The organism is Burkholderia sp. Ac-20365 (assembly GCF_017104715.1).
In the GTDB taxonomy this organism is placed as follows: Bacteria; Pseudomonadota; Gammaproteobacteria; order Burkholderiales; family Burkholderiaceae; genus Paraburkholderia.
This window is the reverse complement of sequence record NZ_JAAGPI010000007.1, coordinates 102,067-119,701: the sequence shown is the minus strand read 5'-3', so window position 1 is coordinate 119,701 and position 17,635 is coordinate 102,067. Positions and strand designations below refer to the sequence as shown.

General features: G+C 64.2%; 17 protein-coding genes. 12 read left to right on the top strand and 5 right to left on the bottom strand.

Annotated features, from left to right (window positions below; all coding sequences use genetic code 11):
• Positions 1-35: 35 nt before the first annotated feature.
• Entirely contained in the window at positions 36-1,667 is a 1,632-nt protein-coding gene (locus G3O01_RS15010) for a fatty acid--CoA ligase (protein ID WP_205805888.1), read from the bottom strand.
• 208 nt (positions 1,668-1,875) lie between these two features.
• Positions 1,876-4,581 carry a LuxR C-terminal-related transcriptional regulator gene (locus G3O01_RS15005; protein ID WP_205805887.1) on the bottom strand — a complete coding sequence of 902 codons (2,706 nt, stop codon included), beginning with the start codon at positions 4,579-4,581 and terminating at the stop codon, positions 1,876-1,878.
• A 241-nt stretch (positions 4,582-4,822) separates the two neighbouring features.
• Here G3O01_RS15005 and G3O01_RS15000 point away from each other — a divergent pair, with 241 nt between their 5' ends.
• The 8 genes from G3O01_RS15000 to G3O01_RS14965 all read left to right on the top strand — a co-directional run bounded on the left by G3O01_RS15000 (position 4,823) and on the right by G3O01_RS14965 (position 11,922).
• Positions 4,823-5,767 carry a hemerythrin domain-containing protein gene (locus tag G3O01_RS15000; protein WP_205805885.1) on the top strand — a complete coding sequence of 315 codons (945 nt, stop codon included), beginning with the start codon at positions 4,823-4,825 and terminating at the stop codon, positions 5,765-5,767.
• 12 nt (positions 5,768-5,779) lie between these two features.
• A complete protein-coding gene (locus G3O01_RS14995; protein ID WP_205805874.1) occupies positions 5,780-6,763 on the top strand; it encodes a quinone oxidoreductase in 984 nt (327 codons plus the stop codon).
• A gap of 1 nt (position 6,764) precedes the next feature.
• The gene (locus G3O01_RS14990; protein ID WP_205805873.1) at positions 6,765-7,613 is read left to right on the top strand and encodes a TauD/TfdA family dioxygenase; all 849 of its coding nucleotides are present in this window, start codon (positions 6,765-6,767) and stop codon (positions 7,611-7,613) included.
• A gap of 94 nt (positions 7,614-7,707) precedes the next feature.
• Complete coding sequence (locus G3O01_RS14985) at positions 7,708-8,760, top strand: 3-keto-5-aminohexanoate cleavage protein (protein ID WP_205805871.1); 1,053 nt, start codon at positions 7,708-7,710, stop codon at positions 8,758-8,760.
• Between the two features lie 191 nt (positions 8,761-8,951).
• Positions 8,952-10,274, top strand: a complete 1,323-nt coding sequence (locus tag G3O01_RS14980) for an MFS transporter (RefSeq protein WP_346779195.1) — start codon at positions 8,952-8,954, stop codon at positions 10,272-10,274.
• A gap of 22 nt (positions 10,275-10,296) precedes the next feature.
• The gene (locus G3O01_RS14975; RefSeq protein WP_205806117.1) at positions 10,297-10,884 is read left to right on the top strand and encodes an alpha/beta hydrolase; all 588 of its coding nucleotides are present in this window, start codon (positions 10,297-10,299) and stop codon (positions 10,882-10,884) included.
• The gene (locus tag G3O01_RS14970; protein ID WP_205805869.1) at positions 10,885-11,244 is read left to right on the top strand and encodes a Rieske 2Fe-2S domain-containing protein; all 360 of its coding nucleotides are present in this window, start codon (positions 10,885-10,887) and stop codon (positions 11,242-11,244) included.
• A 75-nt stretch (positions 11,245-11,319) separates the two neighbouring features.
• Positions 11,320-11,922 (top strand): phosphatase PAP2 family protein, encoded by a 603-nt coding sequence (locus tag G3O01_RS14965; protein ID WP_205805867.1) that lies wholly within the window; start codon positions 11,320-11,322, stop codon positions 11,920-11,922.
• 7 nt (positions 11,923-11,929) lie between these two features.
• Here the strand turns inward: G3O01_RS14965 and G3O01_RS14960 are convergent, their stop codons facing one another.
• Both G3O01_RS14960 and G3O01_RS14955 read right to left on the bottom strand, forming a co-directional pair.
• Positions 11,930-13,753, bottom strand: coding sequence for an FAD-dependent oxidoreductase (locus tag G3O01_RS14960; protein WP_205805865.1), 1,824 nt, complete (start codon positions 13,751-13,753; stop codon positions 11,930-11,932).
• Positions 13,754-13,991: 238 nt separating this feature from the next.
• A complete protein-coding gene (locus G3O01_RS14955) occupies positions 13,992-14,309 on the bottom strand; it encodes a DUF4148 domain-containing protein (protein ID WP_205806116.1) in 318 nt (105 codons plus the stop codon).
• Between the two features lie 215 nt (positions 14,310-14,524).
• Here G3O01_RS14955 and G3O01_RS14950 point away from each other — a divergent pair, with 215 nt between their 5' ends.
• The 4 genes from G3O01_RS14950 to G3O01_RS14935 all read left to right on the top strand — a co-directional run bounded on the left by G3O01_RS14950 (position 14,525) and on the right by G3O01_RS14935 (position 16,581).
• Positions 14,525-14,875, top strand: a complete 351-nt coding sequence (locus G3O01_RS14950; RefSeq protein ID WP_205805863.1) for a cupin domain-containing protein — start codon at positions 14,525-14,527, stop codon at positions 14,873-14,875.
• Positions 14,876-14,990: 115 nt separating this feature from the next.
• On the top strand, positions 14,991-15,746 hold the full coding sequence (locus tag G3O01_RS14945; RefSeq protein WP_205805861.1) for a glycine zipper 2TM domain-containing protein: 756 nt from the start codon (positions 14,991-14,993) through the stop codon (positions 15,744-15,746).
• 147 nt (positions 15,747-15,893) lie between these two features.
• Positions 15,894-16,181 (top strand): hypothetical protein, encoded by a 288-nt coding sequence (locus G3O01_RS14940; RefSeq protein ID WP_205805860.1) that lies wholly within the window; start codon positions 15,894-15,896, stop codon positions 16,179-16,181.
• Positions 16,182-16,305: 124 nt separating this feature from the next.
• Entirely contained in the window at positions 16,306-16,581 is a 276-nt protein-coding gene (locus G3O01_RS14935; protein WP_205805859.1) for a hypothetical protein, read from the top strand.
• On the opposite strand, the gene G3O01_RS14930 is transcribed toward G3O01_RS14935, so the two are convergent.
• Entirely contained in the window at positions 16,578-17,522 is a 945-nt protein-coding gene (locus tag G3O01_RS14930) for an alpha/beta fold hydrolase (RefSeq protein WP_205805858.1), read from the bottom strand. The genes G3O01_RS14935 and G3O01_RS14930 overlap by 4 nt on opposite strands.
• Positions 17,523-17,635 lie beyond the last annotated feature (113 nt).

The following is a 17,635-nucleotide window of genomic DNA, read 5'->3' as shown; positions in this document are numbered from 1 at the left end:
GCCGCTTCAAGGCGCGCCGGGATAATGCAGATGCATCATTCGAACTGCTGGCGCAGCAGCTTCTTGTCGATCTTTCCGACGCTCGTCTTCGGTATGCCGGCGACGAAAATCACCCGCTCGGCTTCGGGCACCGCATAGCGGCTGATCCTTTTCGCGTCGGCGAGACTGAGCAGATGCGCGCGCACGTCATCTGCGTCGAGCGTCGCATGTGGACGCAATACGATCAGCGCCTTCGGTCGTTCGCCCCAGCGTTCGTCCTTCACGCCGATCACGGCGCTTTCTTCCACGCCATGCAGCTCGTTGATGAGCGCTTCGATCTCGATCGACGACACCCACTCGCCGCCCGTCTTGATCACGTCCTTGATCCGGTCGACGATCTGCACGTAGCCATCCGGCGTCATCACCGCGACGTCCTGCGTATGCAGATAACCGCCTTCCCACAGCGCTTCGGAGGCTTCAGGTTTGTTGTGATAACCCGGCGTCAGATACGGCGAGCGCAACACGATCTCGCCCTGCGCGCGTCCGTCGCGCGGCACGTCGTTCATCTGCGCATCGACGACGCGCAGTTCGACCATCGGCACCGGCCGGCCCGTCATGCAACGTCTGCGCACCGCTTCGTCGATGCCAACCGATGCCGCGTCGGGCACACCTTGCGACAGCGCGGCAACGGGGCCCGTCTCGGACATGCCATAGCCTGCGAACACATCGATACCCTGTTCCAGCGCTGCGCGACACAGCGCCGGCGACAACGCCGAACCGCCGATGATCATCGTCCAGCCCGACAGGTCATGCGCTTCACGCGCGGCTGCATCGAGCAGCATTTGCAGAACGGTCGGCACGCAATGCGAGAACGTGACGCGCTCCGTGCGCTTGAGATGCAGCAACGTGTCGGGCAGATAGCGGCCGGGCAGCACGATCTTCAGGCCGAGCATCACGGCGATATACGGCATGCCCCACGCAAGCACATGGAACATCGGCGTGATCGGCATGTAGACATCGTCGCGATGCAGGCGCTGGCCGGAACATGGCGAGCACAGCGTCGTCGCCGTCGCGAGTGCGTGCAGCACGATCTGCCGGTGGCTGTAGCACACGCCCTTCGGGTCGCCCGTCGTGCCTGTCGTATAGAAAATCGCAGCACGCGTGTTCTCGTCGAAATCTTCGAAGGTGAAGTCTGCGGACATCGACGACACGAGTTGCTCGTAATCGCCCGCAACGGGAAACGATGTACACGGTTTCGCTTCGTCGTCGCTTGCAACGATCACTTCGCGCACATGCTTCAGTTCGCCGCGAATCGCTTCGAGCACAGGCAAAAAATCGCTATTGACGATCAGCACTTCCGCACCCGCGTCATTCAGCGTGTAGGCGATCTGCTGCGCGGAAATGCGCACGTTCACGGTGAAGATCGTCGCGCCCATCATCGGGATCGCGAAGTAGCTTTCCAGATAGCGATGCGTGTCCCAGTCCATCACCGCGACCGTCGATCCCGCGCGCACATCGAGCGATGCGAGCGCATTGGCAAGCTGGCCGACGCGCCGCCGGAAATCGGCAAACGTGTAGCGCAGCGCGCCGCGATACGTGATTTCCTGATCGGCGCGCACCGTCAGTGAATGGATGAGCAACTGCTTGACGAGCAGCGGATACGCGTACGCAGCGGCAGCGGTGGTCATCAAAGGATCGGGCGTTCCCGTTTCTCGCACGAATGGCTCCCGTTGGTGGAAGTCGGCGCCACCCGGTTGGGCGGCGTGATGAAAGCGAGAGTACGAAACGCAGCGCAAGCCCACCCCCCCAGGCCGGAGGGGGCGGGTTCTGGAGAATAGAACGGGTGTCTGGAAATTTGCCGTAGCGCGCCGGGCGACGCGCCCTGGCTGAGAACAACTATTGAGCGCCTTCCAGCAGGCCCAGAATGAGTGCGCGACGCACGGCATGCTTGCGCGAACTGGCGTCGAGCTTGCCGAAGAGGTTCTTTAGATGCCACTTCACGGTTTCTTCCCCGACCGACATCGCCAGCGCAATTTCCTTGTTCGACAGATTGCGCCCGAGCAGTTCGAGTATTTCGCGCTCCTTCGGCGTCAGCACGACGCTCGGCACCGCGCGCGGAGCGCCGGATGCTGCACGCGCCGGCATCGGCACGACGCGCGGCGCGGGCATCGGCTGAACGTCCTGGCCCGCATTCGCCTCTTCTTCGCTAACGCGCCGCATCCAGTCGGCGATCGCGGGATGCGCGTCGGCGAGCGTGCGCGTCAGGCTGAACGTCTTCGCCAGATTCATCGCTTCGAGCAGCAAGGGCCGGCCTTGCGCGCCCGTCTGCTCCATCGCGAACGCCTGCAGCACCATGATTTCGATCCGATACCGGCCCAGCTTCATCGCATTGGCCTGTTCGAGCGCGACGGCGAGCGCATCGAGCGATTGCGGCCAGCGCCGCGCGGCAAGGGCCGCATACGCTTGCGACAGCGCCTGCAGCATCGCGACATGCCGTTGCCACAACGGTCCGTGATGCGGCGCGTCCTGCGCGACGATTTCGTCGATACGCTGCACGAGCGCATCGCACGTTTGCGCGCGATAGCGCCCCGCGTGCATGCGCACCTGCTCCGCGAGACTCGCGACGCACAGACGCGGCATGCGGCGGCCAACGCCCATTGCATGCAACGCTTCCAGCAGATCGAGCGCACGATGCTCGACGCCCTGCACCGCCGCAATCTGCGCCGCCGTGCGATACGCGAGCATCACCATTTCGGGCGTCCCGCCGTGCTCCAGCACGTCGAGCCGGTTCGCAAGTAGCGACGCGGCCTGTTCGATGCGGTCGGTTTCATAGCACAGCGCCGCGCACATCGCGGCGAACATGCAGGTCAGCGGATGACGCCGGCCGAGATCTGCCTCCGCGCTCGCGAGCGCAGGCATTAGCACGGATTCCGCGAGACTCAATTGCCCTTCCAGCAGATAGCTGAAGCCCGTCGTGTGATCGCCCCAACGGATCACGTAGCCCACGCCCGGCGCGTTTTCGTGACGCGGCGCGCGTTGCTGCTGAACGCGCCGCGCCTGCGCCGGCTCGCCTTGCAGCAGCGCAAGCGCCGAGCGGCGGTTGGCATGAATCTGCGCGAGCCAGGATGCGGCGGACGGCACGGTGTCGAGCCACGGCTCGAACAGCGTCACGAAACGGTCGATTTCATCGGCGTAATAGGCGGCCGCGCTGAGGATCATCGCGCATTCATAGCGCAATTCAGGCGCCGCTTCGGGATCGGCAAGCACATGTTCGACCTGGCGCCCGGCTTCTTCATGCCGCTCGCCGAGCGCGAGCACCCACGCGGCGGCGAGGCGCAGACGCGGCCTGCGCTCCAGTTCCGCTTCGGGCAGCAATTCGAGCCAGTCGCGCACCGCCGAGAGACTGCCTGCCTTGACGGCGTCGTACAGGCATCGTTCGGCGAGATCGTAGGCGGCCTGATGCTGTCCCGCCGCATGCGCATGGCGCGCGGCCTCGTCGAGCATGCCGTGCGCGGCGAGCCACGCCGATGCGCGCGCGTGCAGCGCCGCGCGTTCGGCATCGGGCAACGACGCGAGCCGACTTCGGAGCACGTCGCGCACCAGCACGTGCAGACGACACCACGCGCTGTCTTCGCTCGCGATGAACACAGGCGTGTCGCGCACGAGGCGCGCCAGCCGTTCGGGCGCTCCGCTATCGCCCGTCAACGCTTCGCACAATTGCGGATGCAGCCGGTCGACGACGCTGATGCGCGTCAGGAAGGCATCGTCATCGGCAGACAGTTTCGCGATCAGCGCCACGACGAGATGATCGCGCAAGCCGCCGTGATCCGCCGATAACGCCTGCGCCGCGCGGCGCGGATCGTCGGCACGCGCCATCGCCGCGAGCGCGAGTTGCAAGCCCAGCGGCCATCCATCGGACAATTCGAACAGCCGCGCGCAGACATCGGCTTCGACACGCGCACCGAAACGCTCGCCGATCAGCGCAATCGCCTCATCGAGCCTGAAGCGCAGCAGTTCAGGGCCGATGAGTTCACCGGCGCCGTACGCGAGCAGGTCGCCTGCGGCTTCATCGAGACCACGCCGCGCCGCCACCGCCACGCGCAGGTTTTGCGGCGCGTTGTGCAGCAGATACGCCAGCGCGGCCAGCCCTGCTTCGGGCAGACGCTCGGCCTCATCGACGATCAGCACGACGTCGAGCGAAAGCTGCGCGACTTCCGCGAGCCACGCGGTAATGCCCTCCAGTTCGCGCGACGGCGACGTCGTACCGTTCAGCACGAACCGCCCGAACGTCGGCCGCGCGCAGCCCGCGCGCACCGCGTGCACGAGGCCGAGCAGAAGACGCTGCGCGTCGTCGCGCTCATCGACCGACAACCACGCGACCGCCGCGCCGCGCGCCAGATGCTCGCGCCGCCATTGCGCCAGCAGCGAAGTCTTGCCGTACCCCGCAGGCGCCTGAACCAGCGCGATCTGCAGATTGCGCAGCCGCGCTTCATCGGCGCCCAGCCGTGCACGCGCCAGCAGATGCTGCGGCGCACGCGGCGCAATCGTCTTCAGGATCAGTTCGGTGGCGGCGTCGTCGGCGCCGTTGCGGGTCGTTGCCATCGGGGCCATGTGGGTGGGAACAGGAAACAGCTTACGCGAGCGCGGTCCGTGCGGCAAAACCGGGACGGATCGATGCGACGCAACACGCGATGTGCCTCGCCCCCCCCTCTTGATGAGTGGGGCCGCGTCCCCCCACCCTCACTACGATAGCCTTCATCAGACGTTGCGAGCGAGGCCGCATCATGAATTTCACGTCGATGGCGGCAACCGTCAATCGGTATCAGGCAGGGTAGCGCACACCATGTATCGTCATTTTCTCGTGCCGGCAGGCGGCACCGATGCCGCCATCGAGGCAGTCGGCCACGCGCTCGAATTCGCCAGGTCGATCGGTGCGCGTGTCACCTTTTTCGGCGCGTGCGGCCTGCCCGGTCATGCGCACGGTGCGGCATGGTCGACCAGCCGCGCTGCGGAATGGCTCGCCAAGGCCGAAGCGGCTGCCCGCGCACATGGTGTGCCGTGCGGCTGTGTATCTATCGATGCCGCGCCGACAGCCGATCGCACGCTTCAGGCGCTTGTCTCGATGGCGCGCACGCAGGGTTGCGACCTGCTGTGCGTCCCGGCGGATGCGCACTGGCTCGTGCGCCGCCCGGACGCCAGCGACGCGCTGGCGTCATGCGGCATGCCCGTGCTGATGTGCATGGCACAACGGCACCGCACGGCAGACCGCGTGATCGGCAAGCTGCTCGACGGACATCGGGCGACCGGCGCAGAACTTCATGCGCTGATGAGCCACACACGCGCAGCATCGCGCGGCGCGTCACCCGATGCCGACACCATGCGTGCGGCCACCAACGCGTTGCGCAACGTCCTGGCATTGCGCGAGCGGCCCGGACGCGACGACTGCATGTTTTCGATGCTGCGCGAACGCACGTCCACGCTCGACGCTGAACTCGCCGAACTCGAACGCCAGTATCAGCAGGAGATTCGCCTGCTCGTTGCATTGATCGACAGCGCCAGCGCCGTCGCAGCGAGCCAACTTTCGGCGGCGCGCTTCGACGAGCAGCTCCAGGCTTGCGCCCAGTTCATCTGGGAATGCATGGGGCGCGAAGAAGGCGTCGTCCTGCCCGCCGCGCGCCGCTATCTCAGCGACGCCGACTGGCGCGACATCGACGCGGCACTCGGTATTGCCGTGACACCGACTAACCTTGAACACACGAGTCGCGAGCAAGACAGCTCGCGCGCATGACAGGAGACACGCATGCCAGACGCAGTCCGCTTCTATGAGACCGGCTCGCCGGAAGTCCTTCGCTGGGAAAAGGTCGTGCGCAGCGAGCCCGGTCCGGGCGAAGTGCGCGTACGTCACGCGGCCGTCGGTCTGAATTTCGCCGACATCTATTTCCGCACGGGGCTGTATCCGGCAAAGCTGCCTTCTGGCATCGGCATGGAAGGCGCGGGTGTGGTGGAAGCCGTCGGCGAGAACGTCGCGGGTTTCAGGCCGGGTGACCGCGTGACCTATACGGGCAGTCCGCTGGGCGCCTACGCGACGGAACGCGTGCTGCCCGCTGCGTGCCTGATTCGCCTGCCCGACGAGATTCCGTTCCAGACAGCGGCGGCGATGACAATGCGCGGCCTCACGTCCGCGTATCTGATGCGGCGCATCTACGCGTGGCAACCCGGCGATACGTTCCTGCTGCACGCGGCGGCGGGCGGCGTCGGTCTGATCGTGTGCCAGTGGGCGAAGCTGCTCGGGCTGAACGTGATCGGCACCGTGTCGACAGAAGAAAAGGCCGAGATTGCGCGGGCGCACGGTTGCGACCACATCATCTACTATCGACGTGAAGACGTCGCGAAACGCGTGCGCGAACTGACCAACGGCGTGGGCGTGCCTGTGGTGATCGACAGCGTCGGCAAGGACACGCTGACGGCATCGCTCGATTCGCTGAAGCGGCGCGGCTTGCTCGTGGGCGTCGGCACCTCGTCGGGTGCGTTTCCGCCCATCGACGCGATGCAGCTTGCTATCAAAGGCTCGCTTTTCTTTACGCGCCCGGCGCTCGCCGACTACATCGCCGATCCGGTGGAAAAGGCGGAACTCGCGGGCGAACTGTTCGGACATGTTGCATCGGGCCGCATCAGGATCGAGATCAACCAGCGCTACGAACTCAGCGACGCCGTGCAGGCGCACCGCGATCTCGAAGCGGGCAAGACCACCGGTTCGTCGATATTCGTCGTTCAGGGAGACTGACATGCGAGTCGAACAGCTGACCTGTTCCATTGGCGCCGAACTGACGGGCGTCAACCTCGCCGACGCCATTCACGACGACGGCCTGTTCGCGGAAATTCGCGCCTCGCTGCTGCAGCACCGCGTTCTGTTCCTGCGCGGACAGGAGATCACGCGCGCCGAGCATGTCGCGTTTGCGCGGCGTTTCGGCGAGCTGGAGGATCATCCTATCGCTGGCAGCGACCCCGAGCATCCCGGTCTCGTGCGCATCTACAAGACGCCCGACCAGCCGAACGACCGCTACGAGAACGCATGGCACACCGACGCGACCTGGCGCGATGCGCCGCCGTTCGGTTGCGTGCTGCGCTGCGTGGAGTGCCCGCCCGTCGGCGGCGACACGATGTGGGCGAACATGGTGTTCGCCTATGAGAACCTGCCCGAGCACATCAAGACGCAGATCGCCGATCTGCGCGCGCGTCACAGCATCGAAGCCAGCTTCGGCGCCGCGATGCCGATCGAAAAGCGTCTCGCGCTGAAGGCGCAATACCCGGACGCCGAGCATCCCGTGGTCCGTACGCATCCGGAAACGGGCGAGAAAGTGCTGTTCGTCAACGCGTTCACGACGCACTTCACCAACTTTCACACGCCGTCGCGCGTGCGCTTCGGACAGGACGCCAACCCCGGTGCGAGCCTGCTGCTCAGCTATCTGCTGAGCCAGGCGTATGTGCCTGAATACCAGGTGCGCTGGCGCTGGCAGAAGAACAGCATCGCGATCTGGGACAACCGCAGCACGCAGCACTACGCCGTCATGGACTACCCGCCGAGCCACCGGAAGATGGAACGCGCAGGCATCGTCGGCGACGTGCCTTTTTAGGCCGCGACGCGGTCTATCCGACGCAGTATCAAACGCAGCACAAACGCCCGCCATCGGCGGGCGGCTCAAACACGCCTATATCTGGAGGACGACAATGCAATTTCTCGACGACTCGCTGCACCCCGAGCATCAGGACAAGGTGGTCATCACCGTCGCGCCGTATGGCCCCGAATGGATGCCCGCGGATTTCCCCGAAGACATTCCCGTGACGATGGACGAGCAGATCCAGAAAGCCGTCGACTGCTACAACGCTGGCGCCACCGTGCTGCATCTGCATGTGCGCGAGCTGGACGGCAAGGGTTCGAAGCGGCTGTCGAAGTTCAATGAACTGATTGCCGGCGTGCGCGCCGCCGTGCCCGACATGATCATCCAGGTGGGCGGCTCGATCTCGTTCGCACCGGAGAACGACGGCCAGGCGGCCAAGTGGCTCTCCGACGACACGCGCCACATGCTCGCGGATCTCGACCCGAAGCCCGATCAGGTGACGGTCGCGATCAACACCACGCAGATGAACATCATGGAGCTGCTGTATCCGGAATACCTCAAGGGCACGTCGCTCGCGAATCCGGCGTTTCAGGCAGCGTATAGCGAAATGACGGTGCCCGCCGGTCCGGCATGGGTCGAAGAGCATCTGCGCCGTCTGCAGGCGTCGGGCATCCAGCCGCATTTCCAGCTGACGGGGATGCATGCGCTCGAAACGCTCGAACGCCTGGTGCGCAAGGGCGTCTACACGGGGCCGTTGAACCTGACGTGGATCGGCATCGGCGGCGGCTTTGACGGTCCGAATCCGTTCAACTTCTTCAACTTCATTCATCGCGCGCCCAACGGCTGCACGCTCACGGCCGAATCGCTGCTGAAGAACGTGCTGCCGTTCAATACGATGGCGCTGGCGATGGGTCTGCATGCGCGCTGCGGCATCGAAGATACGATCATCGATCAGCACGGCAATCGCATGACGTCGGTACAGCAGATCGAGCAGACGGTGCGTATCGCGCGCGAACTGGGCCGCGAGATTGCGTCGGGGAAAGAGGCGCGCGGCATCTACCGGATCGGCGTCCAGTACCGTGACGCGGACGAAACGCTGGCGGCGAACGGCATGGCGCCGAATCGCAAGCAGGGTCAGAAGAACCTTCCGCTGGCCGCGTGAAGTGTGAAGCCGTGTGCAGCCGCAGGCCGCGGCTGAGAAGACGCTGTAATCGGCGTCCAATGTAGTCGAACCATTCCGAGGGCAAGGCCGGCGTCGTGCCGACGCACGGCCCGTATCGAAAGACGGCCCCGCGCGCCGCTGGTGCGCGCGAGGCGCCGCGAAGCCCGCAAACGGAGGAGACAATCTTGCATATCCATCACGTCGATCTCGACACGCATGACGCCGCAGTTCCGCGCGCCCGTTCGCACGCGTATGCGTGGATCGTTTTTGCACTGACGTTCGGGCTGCTGCTGTCGGACTATATGTCGCGGCAGGTGCTCAACGCGGTTTTCCCGTTGCTGAAAACCGCGTGGGGACTCAGCGATACACAGCTCGGCTCGCTGAGCGGCATCGTCGCGCTGATGGTCGGCGTGCTGACCGTGCCGCTTTCCATGCTGGCCGACCGCTGGGGCCGCGTGAGAAGCATCGTCGCGATGGCGGCATTGTGGAGCGCTGCGACGCTCGGCTGTGCGATCGCGACCAACTACGGCGAAATGCTCGTGGCGCGCGCGCTGGTCGGTGTCGGCGAGGCGGCTTATGGCAGCGTGGGCATCGCGCTGATCCTCAGCATCTTTCCCGCGCATCTGCGCTCGACTCTGACTGGCGCGTTCATGGCGGGCGGCGCGTTCGGCTCCGTGTTCGGCATGGCGCTCGGCGGTGTGGTCGCCGTGCATCTGGGCTGGCGCTGGTCGTTCGGCGCAATGGCGTGCTTCGGCATCGTGCTGGTGTTCGTCTATATGAGCGTCGTCTCCGAAAAGCGAATTGCCGCGCAACGTCATGACGGCGCAGTTGCGTCGAGAGCGAACAAGGGCGCGCGCACGAGTTTCCGCGCCACGTTGCATGGACTTTTCTCGACGGTGTCGGTGGTGTGTGCATATGTCGGCAGCGCGTTGCAGCTCTTCATCATGGCAGCCGTGGTTGCATGGATGCCGAGCTTTCTGAACCGCTACTACGGCATGCCTGCGGACAAGGCGGCTGTATCGGCAGCGGCGTTTCTGCTGCTGGGCGGCGTCGGGATGATCGTGTGCGGCGTCGTGACCGACCGCGTCAGCAAGACGCGCCCCGAACGCAAGTGGCTCACGGCGATCGTCTACTGCGTGATGTCGCTCGTGCTGCTCGGCATCGGCTTCCATTTGCCGGCTGGGCCGCTTCAACTCGCGATGCTCGGTGCGGGAATCTTCGTCGTCGCGGGCACGTCGGGTCCGGCGGGCGCGATGGTAGCCAATCTGACGCCACCCGCAATTCACGCCCCGGCGTTCGCGACCTTGACGCTCGTGAACAACCTGCTGGGCATGGCGCCCGGACCGCTCGTGACCGGTTATCTTGCGGACCGCATCGGCTTGCCGGGCGCGCTGCAAATCGTGCCGCTCGCGGCGGCGCTCGCCACCGTCATGTTCATGATCGGCAAGCGCCATTACGAACGCGGTCTGCGACGGGTCGACACTCCGCCCGCAGCCGCTATTGCAACCGAGTAAGCCTTAACGAGCGATGCAAACAATGACTGATTCGACGATACCCACCGTGTTGATCGTGCCGGGACTGCGCGATCACGTAGAAGAACATTGGCAGACGCTGCTGCAACGCGCGCTGCCGAACGCGCGCACCGTTGCGCCGCTGGAACACGACAAGCTCAGCCGCGCCGCGCGCGTCGACGCGCTCGATGCAGCAATGAGGCAGATCGACGGTCCCGTCGTGCTGGTCGCGCATAGCGCGGGCGTGATGATTACCGTGCATTGGGCGCAGCAGCATCGGCGGCCGGTCATGGGCGCGTTGCTCGCCGCACCCGCCGATCTCGAAACGCCGCTGCCCGCAGGCTATCCGACGCAGGACGCGTTGCGCGACAACGGCTGGCTGCCGATACCGCGCGCTCGCCTGCCGTTTCCGAGCATCGTCGCTGCGAGCACGAACGATCCGCTCGGTCGCTTCGAGCGCGTCGCTGAGATGGCGCAAGCGTGGGGAAGCCGGCTCGTCGACGTCGGCGCGGTCGGCCATCTGAATCCCGCGTCGGGTTACGGCGAATGGCCGCGTGCTGCCGGGTTTGTTGCCGAGCTGAGCCGGCAACCGGCACACACAGCGGACTGCTAGATGGATTCAATGGAGATAGACGCGTCGCTCGAACGCAAGGTGTGCAACGCCGATGATCTTGCGCCGGGTCAGCGGAAAATCGTGTTCATCGATGGACGGGTCATCACGCTCTTCAACATAAGCGGTCAATTGCGTGCAATCGACGATGCCTGTCCGCACAACGGCGCGTCGCTGTTTGCAGGGCGTATCGAAGAAAACGTGCTGCGATGTCCCGCGCATGGTCTTGCGTTCGATCTGCTCACGGGTTGCTCGCCTGCCAGCCGCGACCTTTGTCTGAAGACGTTTCCGGTCCGTCAGGTTGAAAACGACATCGTCGTCGCGCTGCCGGACGGACACATTCAGGGACACATTCAGGGCTAAGCGTGACATAAGCTTCGCCCGGTACGATAGTGCGGACCGTTTCCATCAGGGCGCGAAGCCCGCCACGATCTCCGCATGAATACACTCGAAGCGTTCAATCAGGCGCTCTTCCTGATGATCGATGCGACGCCCGCGACGCCGCGCTGGCAAATCGGCATTGCGTCATTCATCGCCGATTACGTCATCTATCTCGTGCCACTGGTGCTCGCCGCACTCTGGCTTACAGGCAACCGCCACGCGCGCGCGACCGCGCTGCGCGCATGCTGCGTCACGCTGGTCGCGCTCGGATTCAACCAGTTGATCGGTCTTGTGTGGCTGCATCCGCGGCCATTCATGATCGGGCTCGGTCACACGTTCATCGAACACGCGCCGGATTCATCGTTCCCTAGCGATCACGGCACAGTGTTCGCGTGCATCACGCTTGCTTTGCTGATGCTGCGCATGCGCGGGTGGGGCATGCTGATGCTCATTACAGGCCTCGCCGTCGCATGGGCGCGCGTGTTCGTCGGCGTGCATTTTCCGTTCGATATGGTCGGTGCCGTTCTCGTGGCCTGTGTCGCGTATGTCGCTGCTGCACCGCTGTGGTCGCTCACAGGCGACGAACTGACGGACCTGCTGATCGCGCTGTATCGCAAGGTGCTGGCGTGGCCGATTGCGCGTGGATGGCTTGCGCAATGACAACGCTTCAACGCAAACCTGCCGCGAGCCGCTGACGCTCGCGCAGCACACCGTGTATCTGCCCGACGACAGCGGCGCCTTCCCCGACGGCAGCCGCCACGCGTTTGGTCGAACCCGAGCGCACGTCGCCGATCGCAAACACGCCGGGCACGCTCGTTTCGAGCGTGAGATCGACATCTTCGTAGCCGTCGTGCACGGACGATCCCGTTCGGATGAAGCCCTTGTCGTCCGTTTCGACGTTGCAGCCCTTCAGCCAGTCGGTGTTCGGGTCCGCGCCCGTGAAGAGGAACAGATGCTTCACGTCGAACGACACTGCGCCTTGCGGGGATTTGCAATGGACGGCCGTCAACCCGCTGTCGTCGCCTGCAAGTGAGACGACTTCTGTGCGTCGATGCAGCGTGATGTTCGGCAAGCGCGCGATACGGTCGATCAGATAGCGCGACATGCTCGATTCGAGCCCATCGCCGCGCACCAGCAGATGCACATGGTTCGCTTGCGACGCCAGATACACGACGCCCTGTCCTGCCGAATTGCCGCCGCCGACCAGCACGACATCGAGCGCACGGCATAGCTTCGCTTCGACAGGCGACGAGCCGAAGAACACACCGTGGCCCGTGAGCCTTTCGAGCCCTTCGATGGCGGGCTTCCGGTACGCCGCGCCCGATGCGATCACAACCGTATGCGATGCGATCCGCCTGCCGTCGTCGAGCTCGATTTCGATCGGCGTGCGGTCGCAGTGCAACGCGCGCACGCGCGTCGGAATGGAAATGTGCACGCCGAATTTTTGCGCCTGCACGAACGCGCGGCCCGTTAGCGCCTGACCGGAAATGCCAGTCGGAAAGCCGAGATAGTTTTCGATGCGCGCGCTCGCGCTTGCCTGTCCGCCCGGCCCGCGGCTGTCGAACACGGCCACCGACAGACCTTCCGACGCCGCATAAACAGCCGACGCCAGCCCCGCCGGCCCCGCGCCGACGATCACGACGTCATACACATGTAGCGGATCGAACTCCGGCAGCCAGCCCAGATGCGCGGCAACCAGATTCTCGTCGGGCGCGCGCAGCACGGTGCCGTCGGGGCAGATCACGATGGGAAAATCCGCCTTGCACGCGGAAATGCGCTCGAGCAGCGCAACGGTCTCGGGCTCGTTGTTCGCGTCGATGAGCGTGTACGGATACGCGTTGCGCCGAAGCAGGCCTTGCAGCGAGATCATGTTCGCGTCGGTCGTGTCGCCCACCAGCACCGGGCCGCTGCCGCTTTCGATCAGACCGACGCGCCGCAGAATCAGCGCGCGCATGAGCTTTTCGCCTAGCTCGGCTTCCGCAACGAGCAGATTGCGCAGACGTGCCGGCTGCACGACGAGTCCCGTCGTGTCTTCGAGCGCGTGACCGTCGCCCAGACACGGATGTCCATACAGTTGCGCGATTTCGCCCAGAAAATGCCCGGCATGCTGCTCGGTCACGCGATGCAGCTTGCCCACGGCATCGCGGCGCGCGACACGCACGAGCCCGCTCAGAATGACGATCAGGCCGGGGCTCGGCTTGCCCATCGTGAATACCGCTTCGCCCGCCTTCCATGTCGCCTCGAAAGCAAACGGCCGCATGCGTTCGATCTCCCGCGCCGACAGCGACGGGAACATCTGATGGATGCGGCTGGATAGCGGCGAAAAGGCTGCGTCCGACTCGATCGAGTCGATTTCTTCCGCGCTGTGGTGCGAGACGATATTCGCCGCGTCGCCGAGGCGGTATCGGCCGAACAGGGAGCGTGCGCTATCCGCAAGTCTTGCTTGCGGGTCGTCCGTTGCGTCGTTCGATGAACCGTCGTCGCTGCCCATGATCGCGCCTTTGTACAAGCACTCGGGAAAAGGCCCGTGCTTCGCGATCGATTGGCCGAAGGTTAGGAAGCCTCCAGCGGCGTGCGACGCGTGGCCATCGTCAGATTAGCCACGGTTTTGGCGGATGGCAAATGAGGTCGAAAGAAGAAACCGCGACAGGCGTCCCGTCATTTGACGGCGCGTGTCGCGGTCGTTTGATTCAGATAACTGCGCTGGCGGCCAGCCAGCGCCTGATGCATTAGTGATGTTCGAACACCGGCACCGAGTACGTGCTGGGCGAGAACGACGCGCGTTGGCCCGCTTGCGATGCGCCGTCTGCTACACCGCCGACGCCGCTGTTGTCGCCGTTAGCAGCCGCCACCTTGGCTTCCGCTGCCTGAATGTTGGCGGGGTATTGCGTGTCGTTGCTGTTCGACGGTACGTAACCCGCTTTTTCCAGCTGCACCAGCTCGGCGCGGACTTGAGCACGGGTCACGGGCTGGCTGGATTGAGCGAATGACATGGCGGGAACAGCGAGGACAGCAGCAATTGCGACAGCCTTGATGAGCGATTTCATGATCATTACCTCCAGGATTCGTTTTTCGGATGCTTCGAACTGTTTTGTTCGTTGCGTTGAAAACAGTTTAGGACTGGCGCCCTTTGGGATAAACATCCGATCAACCAACTCACAGTTTCAGGAAACGTTATAAATCGCTCGAAATTGGTGCGTGATGCGAGTTGAATCGTCCGCAAAACGTGCTGCAATAGAACGCAGAACGGACAGGAGACGAGATGAACCACCCGCCCCAAACCACTACGCCGCGCTTCTCATCCATCGATGCGCAAGCGCTGCCGTGGACACCTTCGGCGTGCGCCGCCGGTGTTCAGATCAAGAATCTCGGCAAGGCGAACGGACGCGCGATGCAACTCGTGCGCTTCGAAGCGGGGACGGTGTTTCCGATGCATCGGCATACGGGCCCCGAGTTCATCTATATGCTCGAAGGCGAGGCCATTCAGCACGGTCAGCGTCTGTTGCCTGGCTGGGCAGGCATAGCCGAAACAGGCACCGTCGAAGACGGATTCAGAAGCGATACCGGCTGCGTGTTTCTGTTGATCTACGATCTCGCGCAGCGTTTCTGCTAGATGTGCATCGCGTCGAAACACAAGCTACAGACGCTTACAAAGTCGCTGCAGTGACGCGTACACCGACGTGATTCGAGCGGCGTTATTGCAGGCACACACTCACGTGGAGCCTGCAATGAACACCAACGTCACGAACAGCATCGCGCAACGCAGCCGTATTCATCCCTTGATCGCAGGCGCGGCTGTGTCCGTGATACTTGCGAGTGCCACCGGCGTTGCGGCGATGACGGGCATCCTGCCTCTCTCGCATGCGGGCACCTCGACCAGCGAGCAGACCGCGCCTGTCGTGGCGCAGCCTGCAAGCGCGCCAGCCGTCGCGACACAGCAGACCGGCGCAGTCCAGCAAGCCACTGCTACGCCGCCAGCTACACAGTCCGTCGCGCAGCCTGCTACACAGCCAGCTACACAGCCTGTCGCGCAGCAAACGCAACCCGCAGCGCCGCGGCCCGTGCATCACACACCGAAGCCACGCGTCGCGCCTGCTCCGCACTACGCGAACGGCGAATACTCGCAAGCGCCCGTGCGTCAGGTCGCCGCCGATCCCTACGCGGGCGAAGTCGTTGCCATCAACCCCGTGCAAACGTCGGAGCCGACGACAGGTCTCGGCGCCGTCGGTGGCGCGGTTGCAGGCGGTCTGATCGGCAATCAGTTCGGCGGCGGACGCGGGCGCATTCTGACCACGGTCGTGGGCGCTGTCGGTGGCGGTCTGGCGGGCAACGGTATCGAGCACGCCGTGCGCAAGCAGACCAGCTACCAGGTGCAGGTTCGCATGCAGGACGGCAGCTATCGCAACTTCACTTACGCGACCCAACCGCAGGTGCAGGTCGGACAGCGCGTGCGTGTATCGGGCGATACGCTCACGGCTTCGTAACCGTGTCGTCGCCCGTGTGTAGCGCAGTTACCTGGCGTTACACACGCAACACGACGGATGCAACATGAGAACGACTGCATTCCTACAATGCGCGTCACTCGCCATCGGATGGCATTCACCAGCGCACGCGCTGAACGGAGCAATACGTTGAAACGCCTGACACTCATCTGCGCAGCCGGCCTCGTCGCCGCGAGCGCCTCCACCGCGGCGCTCGCTCATGTCGACGTCGGCGTGAGCCTCGGCATCCCAGCACCCGTCTATGTGGAGCCTGCGCCCGCTGTCGTGTACGCACCGCCACCACCTGCCGTCTATGCGCCCGCACCCGTCTATTACGGCGACGGATATGGTTATGGCTATCGCGACGATCGGGGCTGGCACGATCACGGCCGCCATCGCGGCTGGCATCATCGTCATCACGACGATGACGACGATTGATGCCAATGTGTGTCGTCACTGTCGAAATACCCTGCAAATGACGTAAAAACCAAATAAAGCATTGCCACGCAACCAGGCTCCATGGTAGAAGCACGTCGCAAAGTTTTGTCGACAGGAGCACGCGGTGAAGAGATCCGCTGAAAACAAGCTACAGGTGGTTGCAGTGCGGGTGGAACCGGCGATCGAGCGTCGGCTGAGGCTGTTGGCCGAAGTGACGGGGCGTAAGCAGTCGTTCTTTCTGCAGCAGATGATCGAAAACGGCATCGCCGCGATGGAAGAGTCGTGGCTGCCGCCCGCCGTACTCGAGCAGGTGCGCGACGGCACGCTGCCAGCGCGCGAGCCGGAGCGTATCAGCGAGCCTGACCTCTTCAGCGATCTGTTTGCCGATCAGGGCAACTAGTCCTGCCGGCATTCGCGCGTGTCGAATACATCGTTGATCGCTGCAACGAGCGCTTCCTTGAGACGCGGGTCCGACGCCAGATGACCGGCGTCGACGAAGCGGCCGTGCACGGCGGGAACCGCGCGCATCAAGCGATGCAGATTGTCCGGCGGACAAACAGGATCGCGCGACCCATGCACCGCATGTATCGCGACGCCCGATGCGGCGGCATGTTTCGCCAACGCCATCAAACGACGCTCGCCTAACCAGCAGCCGTGCGCGAGATAGTGGGCCTGGATGCGGTATTTCGCTGTCGTCGCGTTATCGCGCTTCGTTACCGTTTGCCTGCGCGTGGTACTCGAATGCGTCAGGATCGCGTTTTCATACGAACGCCACGCGGCAGCCACGGCATCGGCGCGGCCGCGTGTTCGCGATTGCATCGAGTGCATGCAAGCCGCTGACAGCGACGACGCCCGCTCGCAATTCGCCGCATGCATCAACCTGCGCCACGCGAGCGGCGCACGGACGCTCGACGTCACGAACAAACGTCGCACTTCACGCCCAGACGTCAGAAAGAGTCCGCGCAACACGACGCCGCTAACGGATGCGGGACACGTACCCGCATAAGCCAGCGCAAGCGCCGCGCCCCACGATCCACCGACAACACCCCAACGCGCGATCCCCAGTTGCACGCGTATCGCTTCGAGATCACGAATCAGACGATGCGTGTCATTGTGGCGAAGACTTCCGCGCGGCTTCGATGCGCCTGTGCCTCGCTGATCCACCATCACGACACGAAAGCGCGTGAGATCGAACAGTCGTAACGCGCCAGGCTGACTGCCGCTTCCCGGTCCGCCGTGCAGCACGACAACAGGCGCACCGCTGGAATCGCCATGCACGCTGCAGGCGACCGTATGGCCGTCGCGCGTAATCGTTCGATGCTTCGTGTCGGATGAACTCATGTCGGCGCTTTCTCGGGTCATGCGGTCATGCGCAAGTCATCCGGTTTCGCGGCGACGCACGCACGTTCGGAAGAATCAATCTTCGCACGCCCAACTCTAGCCGGCCCTTCCAG

Bases quoted from the DNA above. Each gene is read 5' to 3' on its own strand.
- G3O01_RS14960 (WP_205805865.1), bottom strand. From the start codon at position 13,753: ATGGGCAGCGACGACGGTTCATCGAACGACGCAACGGACGACCCGCAA.
- G3O01_RS14995 (WP_205805874.1), top strand. From the start codon at position 5,780: ATGCCAGACGCAGTCCGCTTCTATGAGACCGGCTCGCCGGAAGTCCTT.
- G3O01_RS14990 (WP_205805873.1), top strand. From the start codon at position 6,765: ATGCGAGTCGAACAGCTGACCTGTTCCATTGGCGCCGAACTGACGGGC.
- G3O01_RS14945 (WP_205805861.1), top strand. From the start codon at position 14,991: ATGAACACCAACGTCACGAACAGCATCGCGCAACGCAGCCGTATTCAT.
- G3O01_RS14985 (WP_205805871.1), top strand. From the start codon at position 7,708: ATGCAATTTCTCGACGACTCGCTGCACCCCGAGCATCAGGACAAGGTG.
- G3O01_RS15000 (WP_205805885.1), top strand. From the start codon at position 4,823: ATGTATCGTCATTTTCTCGTGCCGGCAGGCGGCACCGATGCCGCCATC.
- G3O01_RS14975 (WP_205806117.1), top strand. From the start codon at position 10,297: ATGACTGATTCGACGATACCCACCGTGTTGATCGTGCCGGGACTGCGC.
- G3O01_RS15005 (WP_205805887.1), bottom strand. From the start codon at position 4,581: ATGGCAACGACCCGCAACGGCGCCGACGACGCCGCCACCGAACTGATC.
- G3O01_RS14930 (WP_205805858.1), bottom strand. From the start codon at position 17,522: ATGAGTTCATCCGACACGAAGCATCGAACGATTACGCGCGACGGCCAT.
- G3O01_RS14965 (WP_205805867.1), top strand. From the start codon at position 11,320: ATGAATACACTCGAAGCGTTCAATCAGGCGCTCTTCCTGATGATCGAT.
- G3O01_RS14950 (WP_205805863.1), top strand. From the start codon at position 14,525: ATGAACCACCCGCCCCAAACCACTACGCCGCGCTTCTCATCCATCGAT.
- G3O01_RS14970 (WP_205805869.1), top strand. From the start codon at position 10,885: ATGGATTCAATGGAGATAGACGCGTCGCTCGAACGCAAGGTGTGCAAC.
- G3O01_RS14955 (WP_205806116.1), bottom strand. From the start codon at position 14,309: ATGAAATCGCTCATCAAGGCTGTCGCAATTGCTGCTGTCCTCGCTGTT.
- G3O01_RS15010 (WP_205805888.1), bottom strand. From the start codon at position 1,667: ATGACCACCGCTGCCGCTGCGTACGCGTATCCGCTGCTCGTCAAGCAG.